This window comes from Actinomycetota bacterium (assembly GCA_019347575.1).
GTDB lineage: Bacteria > Actinomycetota > Nitriliruptoria > Nitriliruptorales > Nitriliruptoraceae > JAHWKY01.
Window position 1 is genome coordinate 1 of the sequence record JAHWKY010000021.1, and the last position, 16776, is coordinate 16776.

The following is a 16776-nucleotide window of genomic DNA, read 5'->3' on the forward strand; positions in this document are numbered from 1 at the left end:
CAGGCTCGACGTCGCCGGTCGCCTCCGCCACGACGTCGACCATCCCCTCGATGAACCGCTCCTTGAGGGTCCCGAGCAGCTGCTCCTTGGAGTCGAAGTAGAGGTAGAACGTGCCCTTGGCGACGCCCGCCGCCCCGGTGATGTCCGAGACGGTCGTCGCGGCCACCCCCTGCCTGGTGAAGAGCCGTTCGGCCGCGTAAAGGAGCTGCGCGCCGCGGTGCCGTGACCGGTCCGCGCCCGTTCCCGAGGTTGAGGTTCGTGTCTTCATGACCGCCGGTCACCGTACCGGAGGGCCCACCCGCCTCGGCTGTTCGGACCGGGGCGGAGCCCGAAGCATGTCCCGATGGACGGGCGTGAGGGGTTGGCAGGCGCCGACCCGCCGACCAGTGTGCCCACGGACCGTGATACACGGATGACACGAGGGGAACGACGATGGAACTGGGTCTGCTGCTCCTGCGCGCCGTTGTCGGTGGGCTGTTCATCGTCCGCGGAACCCAACGTCGCTACGGCAGCTTCGACGGCATGGGTCGTGAACGCACCGTCGGCCACTTCCAGGCGCTCGGCTACCGGGATGCCGGCGTCGTCGCGACCATCGTGACGATGACCGAGCTCGTCTCCGGTTCGCTGCTGGTCCTGGGACTGCTCGTCCCCGTCGCCGCCACAGCCGGCGGCGATGACGAGCGTGGCGAGCGCGGCCGCCAGCGCTCGCGGTCCGGCCATCGAAGCTAGCCGCCGGCGCCGGCGGCGAGCAACCCGGCCACGGGCAGGAACCCTCCGCTGGACCGGCGGTCGGCCCACCACCCTGCGATGATCCGGACCGAGAGACCCACCACGCTCGCCAGCGCGACGAGTAGCCCCGCCGTGGCCTCCTCGAGACCCGCATCGACGGTCGCCACGACGACGAACGCGTTCAGCGCCCCGACGCCCGCCATGGCGAGCCCGCCTCCCACCGCCAGCGTGACGAGCGACGGTGTCGCGATCGAGGACATCGACGCCGTGTCAGCGCGCTGACGCTTAGGCTCGGGCCCGCCGAGGGCTCGGCGCGGGACCGCCAGCGCTGCGGCCAGGGGAACCACCAGGCCAGCGACGAAGGCCCAGCGCCAGCCGATGGTCAGCGCGACCACGGGCAGCGACAGGCCCGCGAGCAAGCCGGCGAACGGGATGGATGCCTGCTTCACACCGAACAGCAGCCCCTGTCGCCCCGCGGGCATCTCACGCGAGAGGACCAGGTTCGAGGTCGGGATGGCGAGCGAGATCGACACCCCGCCGAGGATCAGGAAAGGCACCAGCGACGCGAACGAGTGGGCCAGCGTCGCGATGCCGAGTAGCACGGACGCGCTGATACCGGCTGCGACATCCAGCGAGCGTCGCCAACCGAACTGCTCGGCCAGGCGACCACCGAACGGGCCGCAGACCGCGGCCACCGCGAAGTACAGCCCGAGTGCCGCGCCGAGCGCCGTGTCCCCGAAGCCCAGGTCACGTCGCAGCTGGAGAGCGAGCGCGCCGACGAGGAGCGCCGGCAGCGCCGCCGCGGCGTTGATGACGAGGGCGGCGCCGAACGTGCGGAGCCGAGCGCTCACCCGCCGTCCGCCGGTGGCCAGGAGATGTCCTCGTACGACCAGGTACCGCGGTCCACGGTGCCGCCCCGAGCGGCCGCGCCATCTGCCATCTGCGCGCGGAGTTCCGCTGTCGCGGCTTCATCGACCGCACCGTCCGCACCGATGACGACGCCGTAGCCTGCGCGCGCCCCGTCCCGAGTCACGTACCCGTCGAGGTAATCGTCGACGACCTCGTCGATGGGTCGCTCCCACGCTGGTCCGTAGCCTCCGCCACCGGCGGACTGGAGGACGAAGCGGTCACCGCGGGCGAGCGGCTGTGGGGGCGTCTTCGAGGGCAGCCGCTGCTCCTCGGGCGATCCCACGTTGATCGCGTACACACCGCACGCACCGGCGCTCCCACCGAACAGGCCGAACGCGGGGATGTGAGCTCGCTCGGTGAGCAACGTCAGGTTCACGTCGTCGACCACCTGCCACTCACGCGCGACCGACGTGCCGCCCCGTTGCCTCCCCGCCCCACCGGTGTCAGGAACCCGCTCCCAGCGGACGTAGCGCACCGGTGCGTTGAACTCGACCATCTCCACGGGTTGGACGCGAGCGTTGCCGGTGTGGACCTTGATCCCCGAGACGCCGTCACGGGTCGCTCGTGCGCCCATCCCGCCCGGCGAGTTGTCCATCAGGATCATGCGGTCGCGCCGGAGTGCCTCACGTCGCCATGCGAGCGGGTCGCGGCCCTCGATCATCATGACGGTCGCCGACGCGAACGTCCCCGCGATGACGTCGTCGGGCACGGCCTCGGCGAGGCACAGCATGAGGAGGTCGGCCATGCGCTGGATCGTCTCGGCCACGCCTGCCTGGTTGGGGGCGGGTGGCGAGGGGTTGACGACGGTTGCCTCGGGCGCCGTGACCGTCACCGGTGCCCACATACCGGCGTTCGGCGGGATGTCGGGGTCGAGGGCAGCCTTGAGGGCGTAGACGCTGACCCCGGCGGTCGACGGGAACCCCAGGTTGAGACCACCACGGACCTGGGGGGCGCTCCCTGACCAGTCGAACTCGACGTCGCTGCCCCGCACGCGCATCGTGACCTCGATGCGGACGGGACGATCCTCCCACCCGTCGCCCTCGAGCCAGTCGAAGGCGTTGTACTCGCCGTCGGGGACCTCCTCGATGCGAGCCCGCATGCGACGCTCGGTGTACTCGATCGCGCGGTCGCTCACCTCGAGCACGGTCCCGCTGCCGTAGCGTCGCGCGAGGCGCTGCAGACCCCGCTCGCCGGCTACGCACCCTGCGTAGCCGGCACGAAGATCCCACTCGCGCTCGGTCCGACCCCGGACGTTGGAGAAGATCAGCTCCCAGATGTCCGCTACCGGCTCGTACCCGCGGTACGCCAGCAGCGTGGGGATCCGCAGGCCCTCCGCGTACATGTCGGCGACACGGACGTTGAACGAGCCTGGAGCCGACCCGCCGATGTCCATCCAGTGCGTACGGGTGCAGACGTAGCCGAGCAGGGTCTCGTCGTCCGTGAACGCCGGCATGATCAGGCACACGTCGTTGATGTGGTTCGAGCCGCTGACGTAGGGATCGTTGCCGATGAGCACGTCACCCGGCCCGAGCGTCCCGGCCCGGTCGCGCAGCATGGCCTCGAACGAGAACGGCAGCGCCCCGAGCTGGGCGGGGATGTCGCGCCCCTGCGCGACGACGCGCCCGTCGGGGCCGCCGATCCCGACGGACATGTCTCCACCCGTGGACACGATGGGGCTGTACGCGGTCCGCTGCACCGCGGTCTTCATCTCCTGCGCCACGGCCCGCAGACCCGCGTGCACGACCTCGAACGTGACCGCATCGACTGGCTCTGTCACCTCAACCCTCCTCGATCACGATCGACCCGAGCTCGTCGACGGACCAGTGCTGTCCCGGCAGCACGAGGGTCGTGGAGTCGTACTCCTGGATGACCGCGGGACCAGCCAGCCGCTGACCCACCTTCCAGGGCTGACGCTGGAAGAACGGGCAGTCGACGTAGCCGCCGTCCTCGAACCACGCCTCCCCGCGGAACGCCGGTTCCGGTTCGAGGTCGCTGCTCTCGACGCCGAAGTCGGGCTTCTTGATCGCCCCGACGGCACGCAACCTGGCACCGACGACGAAGATGGGCTCGTCCTCGACCGCGAAGCCGTAGACCCCGCGGTGAAGTGCGTGGAAGCGCCGCGCCATCTCCTCGAGGTCCACGTCTGCGATCTCGCCTGCGAGTGGCACTTCGAGGTCGTGCATCTGGCCGATGTAACGCGCGGCGAAGTAGGGCTGGAGGCTGATCTGCTCCTCCGTCGCACCTTCGTCGTTCAGGATCGTGCGCGCCCGATCGCCGAGGGTCCGGAACAGGCCGGCGAGATCCTCCTGGGTCAGGACGTGGAGCGGACGTAGGACCGACTCACGGAGATCGTGGATGAGGTCGCCCGTCCCCACGCCCATCGCGGACAACGTCCCCGGGTGCGGCGGGATGATGGTGCGGGCGATCTCGAGCTCACGCGCCAGAGCCGAGGCGTGCATCGGCCCGGCTCCGCCGTACGCGAACAGGGCCAGGTCACCGGGGTTCATCGCCCGCTCGCTCGCGATGATGCGCATCGCGTCCGCCATGTGAGCGTTCACGAGCCGGTAGACGCCGCTGGCTGCGCCTACGACCTCGAGGTCGAGCAGCTTGCCTACGTGGGTCAGTAGCGCCTCCTCTGCGGCCGGAGCCTCGACGCTGAGGTCGCCACCCGCGAGGTCACGCAGGTAGCCGAGGACGACGTTCGCATCGCTGACGGTCGGGAGGGTGCCGCCGCGCCCGTAGCACGCCGGTCCCGGATCCGCACCAGCGCTCTGGGGACCGACGCGTAGCGCCCCGCCGTCGTCGACCCAGGCGATGGAACCACCGCCGGCACCGATGCTGCGGATGTCCAGCATCGGGACGCGCACGGCGTAGCCGTCGACCTCGGTCTCGATGTTGAGCTGTGGGCGACCGCCCACGACGAGTGCGACGTCGAAGCTGGTGCCACCCATGTCCACGGCGAGGAGGTCCTCGATGCCCATCCGCCCCGCGAGGTAGCTGCATGCGGCGACGCCCGCTGCGGGTCCCGACTCGAGCAGCGCGACAGGTTGTCGCGTCGCCTCATGGATCGAGGCGAGCCCACCGTTGGACTGCATGATCCGCGGTGCCGGGAGCTCACGCCGCTGCGTCTCGGCCTCGAAGCGACGCATGTAGCGGTCGATGAGCGGGCCGAGGTAAGCGTTCACGACGGTCGTGCTGGAACGCTCGTACTCCATGATCGAGGGGTCGATCTCGTGGGAGCAGCTCACGTAGACATCGGGTAGGGCCTCATGCAAGGCGTCCCGCAACCGGATCTCGTGGGCCGGGTTCTCGAACGACCAGAGCAGGCAGACCGCGACGGCCTCGATCTCGGCGTCGCGGAGGAGGCCGATCACCCGCTCGACCTCGACGTCGTCGAGTTCCTCGATGATCTCGCCGCCGCGGCCGATGCGCTCGGCGACGCCGATGCGGTACCTGCCTGGCACCAGCGGGGCGGGGAAGTCGAACTGAAGCTCGTAGGGGTCGAGGATCCCGCTGCGATCCATGCGCCGGAACTCGAGCACGTCCCGGAAGCCCGCGGTGGCGAGCAAGGCGGTGCGCGCGCCGCTCTTCGTCAGGAACGCGTTCGTACCTGCGGTGGTCCCGTGCCCCAGGAAGGTGACCTCGGGGTCGCCCTCATCGGCGAGCAGCCGCGAGAGCCCGTCGATCACGGCGACGCTGGGGTCACTCGGAGTGGACGGGACCTTCAGGACCGCCCAGCGGTCACCGTCCTCCCCGATCCCCACGACGTCGGTGAAGGTCCCACCGACGTCGATACCCACGCGCAGTCGACCCACCATCGACATCCACCTGTCGTCGGCCCCTCGTGAGGGGTCGGTCACTGCAGCCCGAGCAGCTGCAGCGCGTTGCCGCGGACGATCTTCTCCGTGGTCACGGGATCGAGGTGCTCCGTCTGCTTCTTCGCGACCTCGAGCGAGTCCGGCCAGTTCGAGTCTGAGTGGGGGTAGTCGGTCTCGAAGATGACGTTGTCCGCACCGATGGCGTCGAGGTTGTCGAGCCCGAACGCGTCGCTGAAGAACGTGCACCAGATGTGGTCGGGGAAGTAGGTGCTGGGAGGCTCGGGGATCTTGCCGCGCACCTCGTTCCAGCCGCGGTTGTGCTCCCACACCTCGTCGGCGCGCTGCAGGAAGTAGGGGATCCAGCCGATCTGGCACTCCGCGAGACCCAGCTTGATGTTCGGGAACTGGATGAACAACCCCGAGAAGAGCCAATCGACCATGCACATCGCGGAGTTGACCGCCGGCAGCGAGTTCTGGACCGCGTTCGGGGCGTCCGAGGACGTGACGGGCAACTGCGAGCTGGACCCGATGTGGACCATGATCGCCGTCTCGGTCTCCTCGCAGGCGGCGAAGAACGGGTCCCAGTGGTCGCCGTGGATGGACGGCAGGCCGAGCTTGGCCGGCATCTCGGAGAAGCACATCGCGTGCATCCCCTTCTCCGCCATGCGGTGCACCTCAGCGGCCGCAAGGTCCGCGTCCCACAGCGGGATGATCCCCAGCGGGATGAGGCGACCGTCGGAGCCTGCGCACCACTCCTCGACGATGAAGTCGTTGTAGGCCTCGACGCACAGGCGCGCAAGCTCCCTGTCCTGGCCCTGCAGGAAGCGCTGGCCACAGAAGCGGATGAAGAGGTTCGGGAAGCACAGGGACCGGTCGATGCCGGCCACATCCATGTCCTCGAGCCGTGCCTTGGGCTGGTAGCAGCCGGGGCGCATCTCGTCGAAGGTCATGACGTCCATCGTGACGTCGTCGAGCGAGTAGCCGACCGCCGCGCCGGGGATCGTGGCTGGCACGCGCACGTCCTCGTAGTACCACACGTCGGCCCACCGACCCTCGTCCGTCTGCTCGTAGTGGAAATCGCCCTCGCGGAGCGCGACCTCCCCCTTCTCGCGCACGACCCGCGGCGCCACGTCCTGGTACTTCGCGGGCAGCCGGCTGGTCCACAGATCCGCGGGCTCGACGACGTGATCATCGGCCGAGACGATGAGCGGGAAGTCTCCCATGCTGACCCCTGTCCGTAGCTCTACGAATGATTATCATAGATACACGCTCGTTGCTTCGGCGTCAACCCTCGCGCCTCAGGAGCGTCGAATCGAACCGGAGGTGCAGCATGGTCACCCAGCCGCGAGCCGCACGTCCGTGGGTCGTGACCGGAGCCGCGTCGGGCATGGGCCACGAGCTGGCACGAACCCTGACCGCGGAGGGCGTCCGGGTGCACGCGTGGGACCGGGACCCGGTCCCGGCCGCGGCTGGTGGCGGCGTCGCGGTCGACCTCGCCGATCCAGAGCAGATCGTGGCCGCCGCCGCACGCGTCGAAGGGCCGCTGGCCTGCCTCGCCCACTGCGCCGGCGTGCTCCTGCCGACCTCCATCGACGATCACACCGCCGCCACGCACCTGCGCACGAGCCTCGAGGTCCACTGCACCTCGCTGCTGCTCGCGACCCAGGCCCTGCGCGATCGGCTGCGCAACGGCGGCAGCATCGTTGCGGTGACCTCGGTCGCCACCACGGTCGGGTACCGGGGCTCACTCGCCTACGGGCCATCGAGGGCGGCTCTGGCACGCCTCGTACAGCAGCTAGCGGTGGATCTCGCCCCCGATGGCATCCGAGTGAACGCCGTCTCCCCAGGGGCGGTGCGTACACCCATGACCGCCCACCTCTGGAGCGACGCCGAGGCCGACGCTCGACGCCAGCACAGCGTGCCCATCCCCCGACGCGCCGATCCCGGCGAGGTCACCACGGTCATCCGCTTCCTCGCCTCCAACGCGGCGAGCTACATCACCGGCACCGAGGTCCGCGTCGACGGCGGCTTCGTCGCCGCCCTGTCGCGCCCCGGCGGTCACACCGTCACCTCCTGACGACGACGGCACGTCGTCGCGCTCAAGCCCACGGGACAGTCAGGGCGGTGAGCACGTCGATGGCGACGCGCTCCGCCTCCGCGCGGAGGTCATCGTCGCCGAGCGGAGCAAGTGGGTGACGGACCACGACGACGGGGAAACCCTCCGCCCCGCGAGCCGCGGCGGTGGCGTCGGCGAGTCCGTGGAACGGCTCGGTGACCACGACGACGGCGGGCACCCCGTGTCGCTCGAGCTCGACGGCGTCGCGCACACTGCACGACGTGCACGCGCCTCAGTCACCGACGCCGCTGATGACGAGACGCGATCGCGCCGCGACGGAGCCGGTAGTGGTGGCATCCAGCGGACGGGCCGACGTCGGCTTGGTCACCAGCTCGATCTCGCCGATAGCCCGCAGGTGCTCAGATAGGGCCTCCCCCAGGTACCGGAGGAACCGCGCCGCTCCGGGCTTGCTGTTGTCGATAAGCGCGAGCGCGGACCCGGACGCGACCTCGTCGCGGGGGGCGGGCTGGACGAGCTCGGGTGTCGGCTCGGCCACGACCGGGATGACGATCTCGGCCACCGAGCCGCCCTGCTGCGCGGGGAGGTGATCGGGGGCGTGAGGCGTATCGACCCGGCGCGTCACGACGGCCGAGCCCGAGTGCCGCTTGGGCGCCCAGGCGGGGAGGAAGGCCGACCAGCCGGGGCCGGCTCCGCCGGCCGTCACTAGGAGCAGGTCTGCTCGGCTCTCGACGACAGGCAGCAGGCCGTCATCGCCGCGCAGGTCGAGCTGATCGTCCTCGAGCACGACCCCCGCCCTGCGCAGCGCCTCCGGCGACACCCGGCTCGCCATCGCGAGCGCATCGCCCACGCGCGAACGGTCCCAGCCCGCCCGGGCGAACGCCGCCGCGTGCTCCGGGCCGAGGACGACCACGCCCTGCCCGGCCTTGCCGACGGCGAACCTGGCGGGGTCGGCCATCGCGGTCGCGATGGTCGCGACGAGCGCGTCAGGGTCCGCGCTCAGGTGGTTCCCGATCTGCCGCGGGCCCTCGGTCCCGAGCAACGTCACCGTCGTTTCCGACGGGGCGTGGCCGAGGGCTTCACGCAGCGTCGACCATCCCGAGGGAGGCGGGGACTCGACGACGACCAGCGTGTACTGGCCCGGGTGCCCGATCGACGTCCCATCCCGCTCGCCGGGTCGCGCACCGAGGACGTTGCGAGCGATCAGGCGGAGGGCACGACCGATGGTCGCGTTGGCGCGGTTGCCCGGCCCCAGCGCGGCTGGGCCCGCGTTCATCCCCACCGCTGCCGAGATCGGTCCGCTCACAACGAGGCACAGCGCCGCCCCGCCCGTACTGCTGACGACCGTCTCGACGTTGAACCCGGGGTCGAGCATGGCGTCGACGGCGGCCGCCACGACGGTCAGGTGCTCGGTCCTGCATCCCGCCATGACCGCGTTGGAGACCAAGCGATCGGCGGTCAGCGTGCGGTCACCGACCGTGCCCAGGACGGTCGCAGGTTCGAGTCCGAGTGCCTCGAGACCGACGTCCACGCGCTGGCGCGTGGGCGGGATGACGGGGAGGCCGTCGGTCCAGCCCCGCTGGAACAACTCCTCCTGGGCCGCGCCGGCGCCGACACTGATCGTGTCCACGGTCAGGTCGCGTCGAGGCGGGAGAGGTGCTCGGTCAGCACCGGGCGGGTGACGCTCCGCGTGGCCCCCCAGGAGTGCACGCACGAGGAGTGCTTGCCAGGCCCCCCGGCCACGACGATCACCAGGTCCTCGGGCTCGCGCACGACGGGCAGCAGCGCGTCCTCGTCGACCGCGTAGAACCACTCCGGCCACCACTGCATCCCCCACATCCCCCCGCGCTTCAGCTCACGCAGGGAGTTGCGGGCATGCTGGAACAGGAAGCCCTGCACGTCGTTGCGGGTCCACCCCCCGTCGGCGATCGTCGCGGCGTGCTCGGGACACAGCAGCACCAGGATCTCGCCGCCGTAGTAGACGTTGTTCGATCCGATGGCGCCGATGGTCCCCGCCGCGGTGTGGAGGATCCCCGCGGGCTCGGTGCTGACGTGGTCCTGGATGTTGTGCGGCGATTCACCACCGAAGACGGTCACGGTGCTGACGTCGGCCGCGAAGCCGCGTTGCACGTGCAGGGGCTCCCACGGGTTGTCCTCCTCGGCCTCGGCCCCGCAGTAGGTGAACTTCGCCGGGCTACCCTGCGTTGAGCGGTCGGGGTTGGGCGAGCGCGCCCCGCCGATGTTCTGCAGGCACAGGCGCACGGCGCGACCGGTCGTGGCGTTGGCCTCGTTGCCGGTACCGAACATCCCCGCCCCGCTGTTGAACCCGGATCCGCGCACGGGCCCGTTGACGAACACGAGCGTGGACACGGTGTGCGTGGTGGTCTGTACCGCTTCGAGGTTGAACGCCGGGTCGGCCACGGCGGCGATCGCCGCTACGGCAACGGGGAACCGGTCGGGGCTGCCACCCGCCATGACTGCGTTGGCCGCGATGTCGGCGAGGGTGGCGCGGCGGTTGCTGGGAGCGAGCGTCGCCACGACGTGGTCCGGTGGTGCGTCGACGGTGGCGAGCATCGCCTCGACCCTTTCCACGGTCGGGGCGAGCATCGGCAAGCCGTCGGACCAGCCCCGCTCGCGGGCGTACGCCTGGAAGGCCGCGTCGTCGGTGACCGCGGTCTCGACGACCTCGAACGGCGCTGATCCCTCCGGTGGGATGTCGCTCACGTCACCTCCCCAGATCGCGGACCGCCGGTGGCTGCGACGAGGTCAACGCAGCGACGACGCGGTCCACCGCGCCCTCGGCCACCGCGACGACCTCGTCGTGCCGCAGCGAGCCGAACGGGTGCGGGATCACGACCAGGCGTGCGGAGGTCGCCCCGAGGCGTGCGAGCTCGAACTCCGCCTGCAGCTCGAACGCCTCGCTGACCAGGAGCACCGCCGGAAGGCCGAGCCGCTCGAAGGTGACGATGTCGCGACAACTGTGCGACGTGCACGCTCCTCAGTCGCCGGTCCCGGTGATGATGCCGCGCGACTTGGCCGCCAACTCGCCCGTGATGGGGCCGCCGTCGATGACGGAGTTGGGCTTGCGCCCGTGCACGGCGGACGCCCCGCGCTCGCCGAGCAGGTCGGCGAGCGTGCGCAGGAGCAGACGGGCGTTGTGCTTCGTGTTGTCCAGGAACCCCAAGGTCGCGCCCTCGATGTCGGGCACGGCGCCGCCCAGGGTCCAGTCCTCGCCGGTGACATCGCGGCCCTCGGGGGAGACGAGACGCAGGCTCTCAGCGGCCATCGACGACACCCTCCTCGGTCAGTCGCTCGCGTAGCTCGATCTTCCTGATCTTGCCACTCGCTGTACGTGGGAACTCGTCCACGACGTGGAAGGCCGTCGGGACCTTCAGCTTGGCCAGGTTCGCCACGCAACGCTCGCGCAGCAGGTCGACGTCTAGCTCGCGACCGGCCGTGGGGGCCACGAACGCGACGGGGACCTCGCCCCACTCATCGTCGGGACGCGCCACGACCGCCACCTCGGCCACACCCTCGATCTCGCGTATGACGGCCTCGATCTCGCTGGGGTAGACGTTCACGCCGCCGCTGATCAGCATGTCCTTGGCGCGGTCGACGATCCACACGTACCCGGCCTCGTCCATCCGGCCGAGATCGCCAGTGCGTAGCCACCCGTCGATGAGCACCTCAGCGGTGGCCTCGGGGTTGCGCCAGTAGCCGGCCATGAGCTTGTCGCTGCGGACGCACAGCTCCCCCACCTCGCCGGGCGCGAGATCGCTGCCGTGCTCGTCGCGGATCGCGATCGTGACGCCGGGGACCGGTCGGCCGGCGGACCGCAGCAGCTCGTCGCTGGCGTCGGGGCGGTGCTCCTCCGGCAACAGCCCGGTCAGGTTCGTCGTCGCCTCGCTCAGCCCGTAGCCCTGGTACATGCCGCCCGGCAGCTCCTCGATGGCGCGCCGGATGAGCGTCAGGCCGGTGGGTGCGGCCCCGTACACGAGCAGCCGCAGGCTGGAGAGATCGGGACGGTCCCGGTCAGGGACGTCGAGCATCCGGCGAAGCTGGGTCGGCACGGCGATGGTCGTGGTCACGCCGTAGCGCTCGATGGCAGCGAGCGCCTCCCCCGCGTCGAACCGAGGCAGGACGACGTGGGTCTGCCCGTCGACGATCATCGACACCACCCGGGTCCCCGTGGCCGCGTGGTACAGCGGCGTCATGGTCATGAACACGTCGGTGGGGACGAACCGCTGCACCATCGCCATCGTGACGGCGTTGAAGGTCAGAGCCGCCTGGCTCAGGCAGACACCCTTCGGCCGTCCGGTGGTGCCGCTCGTGTAGATGATCAGGGCGATGTCGGAAGCGCTCGCCCGTGAAGCCAGCGACGGCTCCTCGGCCCGCGCGAGCATCTGCTGGTAGTCGGTGCTGTCCGTCGCGATGAGCGGGATCGAGTCGTCGAGCACGCTCGCCAGGATCTCGACGTAGTTGGGGTCAGCGAGCGCGAACGACGGGGCGGCATCCTCGACGATGTGCACGATCTCGGGCGCGGCCAGGCGCGTGTTGACGGGCACCGCTGCCGCGCCGGCGTAAGCACACGCGAGGTAGGCGTCGAACGGGGTGAGGCTGTTGCCGGCCATCACCACGACGCGGTCGCCCGCGGTCACGCCGCGGTCGATCAGCGCGGTCGCCAGACCACCCACCCGGGCGCGGAGCTGGCGGTAGGTGACGGCCGGACCATCGACGATGACGACCGCCGGCTCGTCCGCGTACAGCCGGGCGTCGCGGTCGAGCAGGTCCCCGATGCGCATCGGCGCTACTGATCGAGACGCAGGGTGATGTCGTCGGGGACCTCGACCTCGAACGCCAGCATCAACGACGCGTAGGCCTTGCCGTGGGTGTCGAGCGCCAGCGAGCGCGACACCCCCCCGCCGAGGGCCTCGGTCAGGACGAAGTTGAGCGCCGAGATCCCGGAGAACTCGTAGCGCGTGACGTCGCCGCGCACCAGCGGACCGAAGTGCTCGCGCACCCGGTCGACGGTGAGCTGCTCCTTGAGCAGGTCGAGGTGCTGGGGTTCGTAGGGCACCACGCCGACGTTGGACGTGTTGCCCTTGTCGCCCGAGCGGACGAACGCGATCTCGCGCAGCTGCACGGTGCGCATGGATCAGCCCTCCAGGATGTCGACGGTGACGGAAACGTCCTCGCGCGGGACCAGCGCCGAGTACATCGCCAGGACCGGCTTGACGGTCTTGCGGACCCCTCCGCCCGCGGCCGACCCGAAGTAGACGAACTCGACCTCCTGCGCCACGGCCGCCGCCGCTTCCTCGGTGTTGCAGCGAGCCGCCAACCGCAGTCGGACCTCCCACGGCTCGGGTGCGTCCGCGGGGGTCGCGTCCCCGTGCACCGAGTTGAGCCCGATGTAGTCGATCCGCAGCTCCTCGGTGACGACGCCGTCGTGGGCGAGGCGCTTGGTGACGGTGTCCGCGGCGAGCTGGGCTCGGCTGAGCGCTCCTGGCCCGGCGAAGCTGACCTCACCCTCGCCGGTGAAGCCCTCGCGGACGCCCACGAGCACCTTGAGCGTGTCGGGGCGGGCGCGGCCACGAGCGCCCTGGACGAAGACGTGGTCGTGCGACTTCTGCTCCAGGGTGACCTCGCGCATGTCGACGGTGAGGTCTGGCGTCAGGTAGGTGGACGGATCGTGGATCTCGTAGACCAGCTGCGCCTTGCAGTTCTCGACGTCCACCGCTCCTCCCGTCCCGGGCAGCTTCCAGATGGTGGAGGTGCCATCGGGGTAGACGTCGGCGATGGGCAGCCCGAGGTTCCACAGGTCGGGGACCATCCGGTAGGGCGGGTCGGCGAAGTTGCCGCCGCTTCCGTGGGTCCCGCACTCGAGGAGGTGGCCAGCGACCTGGCCGCCGGCGAGCAGATCCCAGTCGTCGAGCGGCCACTCGAACTCGAACGCGGCCGGTGCCAGGAACAGCGACGGGTCCGCGATGCGCCCCCCGACGATCACGTTCGCGCCTCGACGCAACGACTCGATGATCGGGTCGATGCCGATGTACGCGTTGGCGCTGACGAGGCCGTAGTCCATCTCCGAGGGACGCTTGCCGTTGGAGAGCCGAAGGTCGCGCTCGAGCACGTACTCGAGGACGTCGTCGCCGGTGATGGCGGCCACCTTCGTGTCCGGGTGGCCGAGTTCGGCCAGGAGCTCCTTGGTGCGCCGGGCACCGGCCGCGGGGTTGGCGGCCCCCATGTTGGCGATGAAGGTGATGCCGCGCTCGACCGCGGGTGCCGTCAGCTCGCGCACGAGGCGGTCGAGGCGGATGTCGTAGCCCTTGTCGGGATCTTCCAGCCGTCGCAGCTGTGCATGCACCAGCGTGCGCTCGGCCAGGCAGTCGAGGGCGAGGTAGTCGAGCTCACCCTGCTCGACCAGATCGACTGCCGGCTCGATGCGATCCTCCGCGTAGGCGGATCCACAGCCGATCCGCACCCGTCCCTCGCTCATGACCGCCTCCTTCGGGGCCCGTCCGGCGTGCCCGACCCAACTCCGCTATCTAGGCGATTCATAGTAATTGATTCTGCGACGGCGTCAACCCCGCACCTCAGGCGCCGCCGAGCCAACCGGTCGCCGTGAGGCCGCCGTCCACCGGGAACACCCCGCCGGTGATCCACGAGGCATCGTCGCTGAGCAGGAACAGTGCCACCTGGGCCACATCGACGGGTCGGCCCAGGCGGCCGAGGGCCAGCCGCGAGGCGGCGAGCTCGAGGCGCGCCGTGATCTCGTCCTCGCTCGCCGTGCCCCGTGCGTACAAGCGCTCCACCAGCGGGGTCCGCACGGTCGCGGGGCAGATGGCGTTCACGCGCACGCCGTGACGTCCCAGATCGACCGCCATCTGCCGGGTCAACGCGACGACGCCGCCCTTGGCGGCGGAGTAGGCCGCGGTGTCGGGAGTGCCCACGATGCCGGAGACGCTCGCGGTGAACAGGATCGCTCCGGCCCCCCGGTCGAGCATCGTCGGAAGAACAGCACGCGCCGTCAGCCATGCCCCGGTGAGGTTGACCGCCAGGACGCGGTTCCAGCGCTCGAACTCGACGTCGGCGGCCGACCCCGGCCCGGGGATACCGGCGTTGGCATGTACCGCGTCGAGCCGACCGTAGGCCTGCAGCGTCAGGCCGACCATGCGCTGGGTGGCAGCCTCGGAGCTGACGTCCACCTCGACCGCGATCGCGTCGCCGCCACCCTCGGTGGCCACTGCCTCCGCCGTGCTCTCCGCGGCCGCGACGTCGATGTCGGCACACGCGACGCGCGCGCCCTCCCGACCGAACAGGACCGCGACCGCACGGCCGATGCCCGAGCCCGCTCCGGTGACGAGCGCGACCTTGTCGGTCAGACGGTTCACGGCTCCTCCTCGTCGTCGGGACCGTGGGTCCGGAGTTCCTCGATCACGACCGCCACCATCTGCTCCAGGGTCCTCGGCGTGAGGTCGAAGTCGGAGTCCGCCGCGGTGGCGTCCACCTCGGGCAGCGAGGGCCGCGTCCCGCCGGTGAACCGGATGTCCGCGTCGGGGACGACCGCGCGTGCGGCATCGGCGAGATCGGCCAGCGACGTGTAACGGCCCCCAGCGTGGTAGAAGGGTCGCCCCGTCGGACGCAGCACCGCACCTACGAGCATCGCGGCGACCTCACGCACGTGGCGCAGCGGCAGCGACCACCTCGGCTCCGCCGGCACGATCGCCGGCTCGCCACGCGCGACGCACGTCAACAGGTGCAGGTGCGGCGCGGCGTCGGGGGCCAGGCCCCTCCGTCCCACCCCGAGCGTCCCGGCGATGGCGACGACCGTCGCGTCGAGCCCGCGGTTGCGGCGGGCGAGGTCGATGTGGAACTCCGCGGCGAGCTTGTGCGCCCCGTAGAGGTTGCGCGGCGCAGGGTGGTCGCCACCCGTGTGCGGCAACCCCCACCCCGCCTGGCGCGTGATGGACGACGCGAACACCAGGCGCGCCACGTCCTCGACGTGACACGCCTCGAGGACGTTGCTGGTCCCCATCACGTTGACCGCGGCGGCGCGGTGCGGGTCGGCGTCGGTGCGGACCCCGATCAGCGCAGCCAGGTGGATGACCCGCCGGATGCGGTTGGAGGCCACGGCGTACCGGATCGCGGCGAGGTCACGGACATCACCCTCGACGTGCACGGCACCGGCGTCGGCCGGTGCGACCGGGTCGAACACGACCGCGGTGTGGCCCCGGTGCCGCAGCTCGGAGACGACCGCCCGGCCGATGAGCCCGGAACCGCCCGTGACCAGGACCGCCTCGCCGCCGCCGGAGCTCACCTCGGCTCGAGCCCGAACGCGCGCAGGACGTGGGGGACCATCCCGCCCCACCACCCGACGGTGAAGGCGAGGTCGAGCGCGCCCTCGCGCCCCCACGCCGTCGCCGCTGCCGCCCACTCCTCGTCGCCCCACCGCTCGCCGGCGTGGAGCCGCCGGCACAGCCTCAAGGCCAGCCGCTGCTCGTCGTCGAAGGGCGCGTCGGCATCGTCGACCGTCCCGGCGCGCAGAGCCATCAGCTGCTCCTGCGACAGACCGGCCGCGCGAGCGGCCTCGTGGTGGGTCGCCCACTCGTAGGCGGAGCCCTCCTCCACGCCGAGCCACAGGATCACGAGTTCGCGGACCGCCGCGGGCAGGTGACCGCGGTGGATGAGAGCGTTCGCCAGCAGCACGAAGGGTCGGAACGCGTCGGGAGCGTTGGCCACCAGCCGCAGGACCGTCAGGTCCTGGTCACTGGACTCCAGTTTGCCGAGGACGCGGCTGACCTCGCCGTCCGTGTCCGCCGACGAGCGCAACGGCAGGTCGCCCGACCAGGTCCAGTCTCCGTCGATCGACACGACCGCCTCCTCGCTCACGGCCCATACGCGCCCGTACTTGACGCCTCGGCTATTCTAGGCTAACCATTAGCATAGTCTCTCTGCGGGAGGGTGCCGGATGGCATCGATCACGGTTCGCAACCCCGTGGCGCTCACGGCCACGCCCAACGATCCCCCAGCCAAGCGGCCGCCGTCGCTGGACGGCCTGACGCTCGGTCTGTGGTGGAACGAGAAGCCGGGCGGCGAGGTCGCGCTCGAGCACGCCGGGGCGCGGTTCGCCGAGCGGTTCGACGTGGCGCTGCACGAGCGCTACCAGAACTTCCCGGCGCCGACCGAGAACATCGACGAGGCGGCCCTGAAGGCCGACGTGGTGATCGGCGCCACCGGCGATTGAGG

At 70.8% G+C, this 16776-nt stretch carries 19 protein-coding genes; 3 read left to right on the top strand and 16 right to left on the bottom strand.

Features of this window, described 5'->3' with window-relative positions; all coding sequences use genetic code 11:
• Positions 1 to 268, bottom strand: a 268-nt coding sequence (locus tag KY469_14295) for a TetR/AcrR family transcriptional regulator (GenBank protein MBW3664267.1), incomplete at its 3' end; no start/stop codon positions are given.
• 164 nt (positions 269 to 432) lie between these two features.
• Here KY469_14295 and KY469_14300 point away from each other — a divergent pair.
• Complete coding sequence (locus KY469_14300) at positions 433 to 729, top strand: DoxX family membrane protein (protein MBW3664268.1); 297 nt, start codon at positions 433 to 435, stop codon at positions 727 to 729.
• On the opposite strand, the gene KY469_14305 is transcribed toward KY469_14300, so the two are convergent.
• The 4 genes from KY469_14305 to KY469_14320 are packed head-to-tail and all read right to left on the bottom strand — an operon-like array spanning position 726 to position 6679.
• Positions 726 to 1580, bottom strand: a complete 855-nt coding sequence (locus KY469_14305; GenBank protein ID MBW3664269.1) for an MFS transporter — start codon at positions 1578 to 1580, stop codon at positions 726 to 728. The genes KY469_14300 and KY469_14305 overlap by 4 nt on opposite strands.
• Positions 1577 to 3415, bottom strand: coding sequence for a hydantoinase B/oxoprolinase family protein (locus KY469_14310; protein ID MBW3664270.1), 1839 nt, complete (start codon positions 3413 to 3415; stop codon positions 1577 to 1579). Before KY469_14310 ends, KY469_14305 begins: the two co-directional genes overlap by 4 nt.
• A gap of 1 nt (position 3416) precedes the next feature.
• The gene (locus KY469_14315; GenBank protein ID MBW3664271.1) at positions 3417 to 5456 is read right to left on the bottom strand and encodes a hydantoinase/oxoprolinase family protein; all 2040 of its coding nucleotides are present in this window, start codon (positions 5454 to 5456) and stop codon (positions 3417 to 3419) included.
• Positions 5457 to 5494: 38 nt separating this feature from the next.
• Positions 5495 to 6679 (bottom strand): amidohydrolase, encoded by a 1185-nt coding sequence (locus KY469_14320; protein MBW3664272.1) that lies wholly within the window; start codon positions 6677 to 6679, stop codon positions 5495 to 5497.
• Between the two features lie 107 nt (positions 6680 to 6786).
• On the opposite strand from KY469_14320, the gene KY469_14325 reads away from it, so the two are divergent.
• Positions 6787 to 7533 carry an SDR family oxidoreductase gene (locus KY469_14325; protein MBW3664273.1) on the top strand — a complete coding sequence of 249 codons (747 nt, stop codon included), beginning with the start codon at positions 6787 to 6789 and terminating at the stop codon, positions 7531 to 7533.
• Between the two features lie 22 nt (positions 7534 to 7555).
• Here KY469_14325 and KY469_14330 read toward each other — a convergent pair whose 3' ends face one another.
• The 11 genes from KY469_14330 to KY469_14380 all read right to left on the bottom strand — a co-directional run bounded on the left by KY469_14330 (position 7556) and on the right by KY469_14380 (position 16401).
• Entirely contained in the window at positions 7556 to 7783 is a 228-nt protein-coding gene (locus tag KY469_14330; protein MBW3664274.1) for a hypothetical protein, read from the bottom strand.
• Positions 7784 to 7804: 21 nt separating this feature from the next.
• Positions 7805 to 9160: a hypothetical protein gene (locus KY469_14335; GenBank protein MBW3664275.1), complete on the bottom strand. Its 1356-nt coding sequence runs from the start codon at positions 9158 to 9160 to the stop codon at positions 7805 to 7807.
• A 2-nt stretch (positions 9161 to 9162) separates the two neighbouring features.
• On the bottom strand, positions 9163 to 10254 hold the full coding sequence (locus KY469_14340) for a hypothetical protein (protein MBW3664276.1): 1092 nt from the start codon (positions 10252 to 10254) through the stop codon (positions 9163 to 9165).
• A gap of 1 nt (position 10255) precedes the next feature.
• On the bottom strand, positions 10256 to 10465 hold the full coding sequence (locus tag KY469_14345; GenBank protein MBW3664277.1) for a hypothetical protein: 210 nt from the start codon (positions 10463 to 10465) through the stop codon (positions 10256 to 10258).
• Positions 10466 to 10528: 63 nt separating this feature from the next.
• The gene (locus KY469_14350; protein ID MBW3664278.1) at positions 10529 to 10816 is read right to left on the bottom strand and encodes a hypothetical protein; all 288 of its coding nucleotides are present in this window, start codon (positions 10814 to 10816) and stop codon (positions 10529 to 10531) included.
• Complete coding sequence (locus KY469_14355) at positions 10806 to 12332, bottom strand: AMP-binding protein (protein MBW3664279.1); 1527 nt, start codon at positions 12330 to 12332, stop codon at positions 10806 to 10808. The genes KY469_14350 and KY469_14355 overlap by 11 nt, the downstream gene beginning before the upstream one ends.
• 5 nt (positions 12333 to 12337) lie before the next feature.
• On the bottom strand, positions 12338 to 12682 hold the full coding sequence (locus KY469_14360) for a hypothetical protein (GenBank protein ID MBW3664280.1): 345 nt from the start codon (positions 12680 to 12682) through the stop codon (positions 12338 to 12340).
• 3 nt (positions 12683 to 12685) lie between these two features.
• Positions 12686 to 14026, bottom strand: a complete 1341-nt coding sequence (locus tag KY469_14365; GenBank protein ID MBW3664281.1) for a DUF1446 domain-containing protein — start codon at positions 14024 to 14026, stop codon at positions 12686 to 12688.
• A gap of 97 nt (positions 14027 to 14123) precedes the next feature.
• Positions 14124 to 14921: a glucose 1-dehydrogenase gene (locus KY469_14370; GenBank protein MBW3664282.1), complete on the bottom strand. Its 798-nt coding sequence runs from the start codon at positions 14919 to 14921 to the stop codon at positions 14124 to 14126.
• Positions 14918 to 15847 carry an NAD(P)-dependent oxidoreductase gene (locus tag KY469_14375; GenBank protein ID MBW3664283.1) on the bottom strand — a complete coding sequence of 310 codons (930 nt, stop codon included), beginning with the start codon at positions 15845 to 15847 and terminating at the stop codon, positions 14918 to 14920. The genes KY469_14370 and KY469_14375 overlap by 4 nt, the downstream gene beginning before the upstream one ends.
• Positions 15844 to 16401, bottom strand: coding sequence for a carboxymuconolactone decarboxylase family protein (locus KY469_14380; GenBank protein MBW3664284.1), 558 nt, complete (start codon positions 16399 to 16401; stop codon positions 15844 to 15846). Before KY469_14380 ends, KY469_14375 begins: the two co-directional genes overlap by 4 nt.
• Positions 16402 to 16498: 97 nt before the next feature.
• Here KY469_14380 and KY469_14385 point away from each other — a divergent pair, with 97 nt between their 5' ends.
• Positions 16499 to 16774: a hypothetical protein gene (locus KY469_14385; protein MBW3664285.1), complete on the top strand. Its 276-nt coding sequence runs from the start codon at positions 16499 to 16501 to the stop codon at positions 16772 to 16774.
• Positions 16775 to 16776 lie beyond the last annotated feature (2 nt).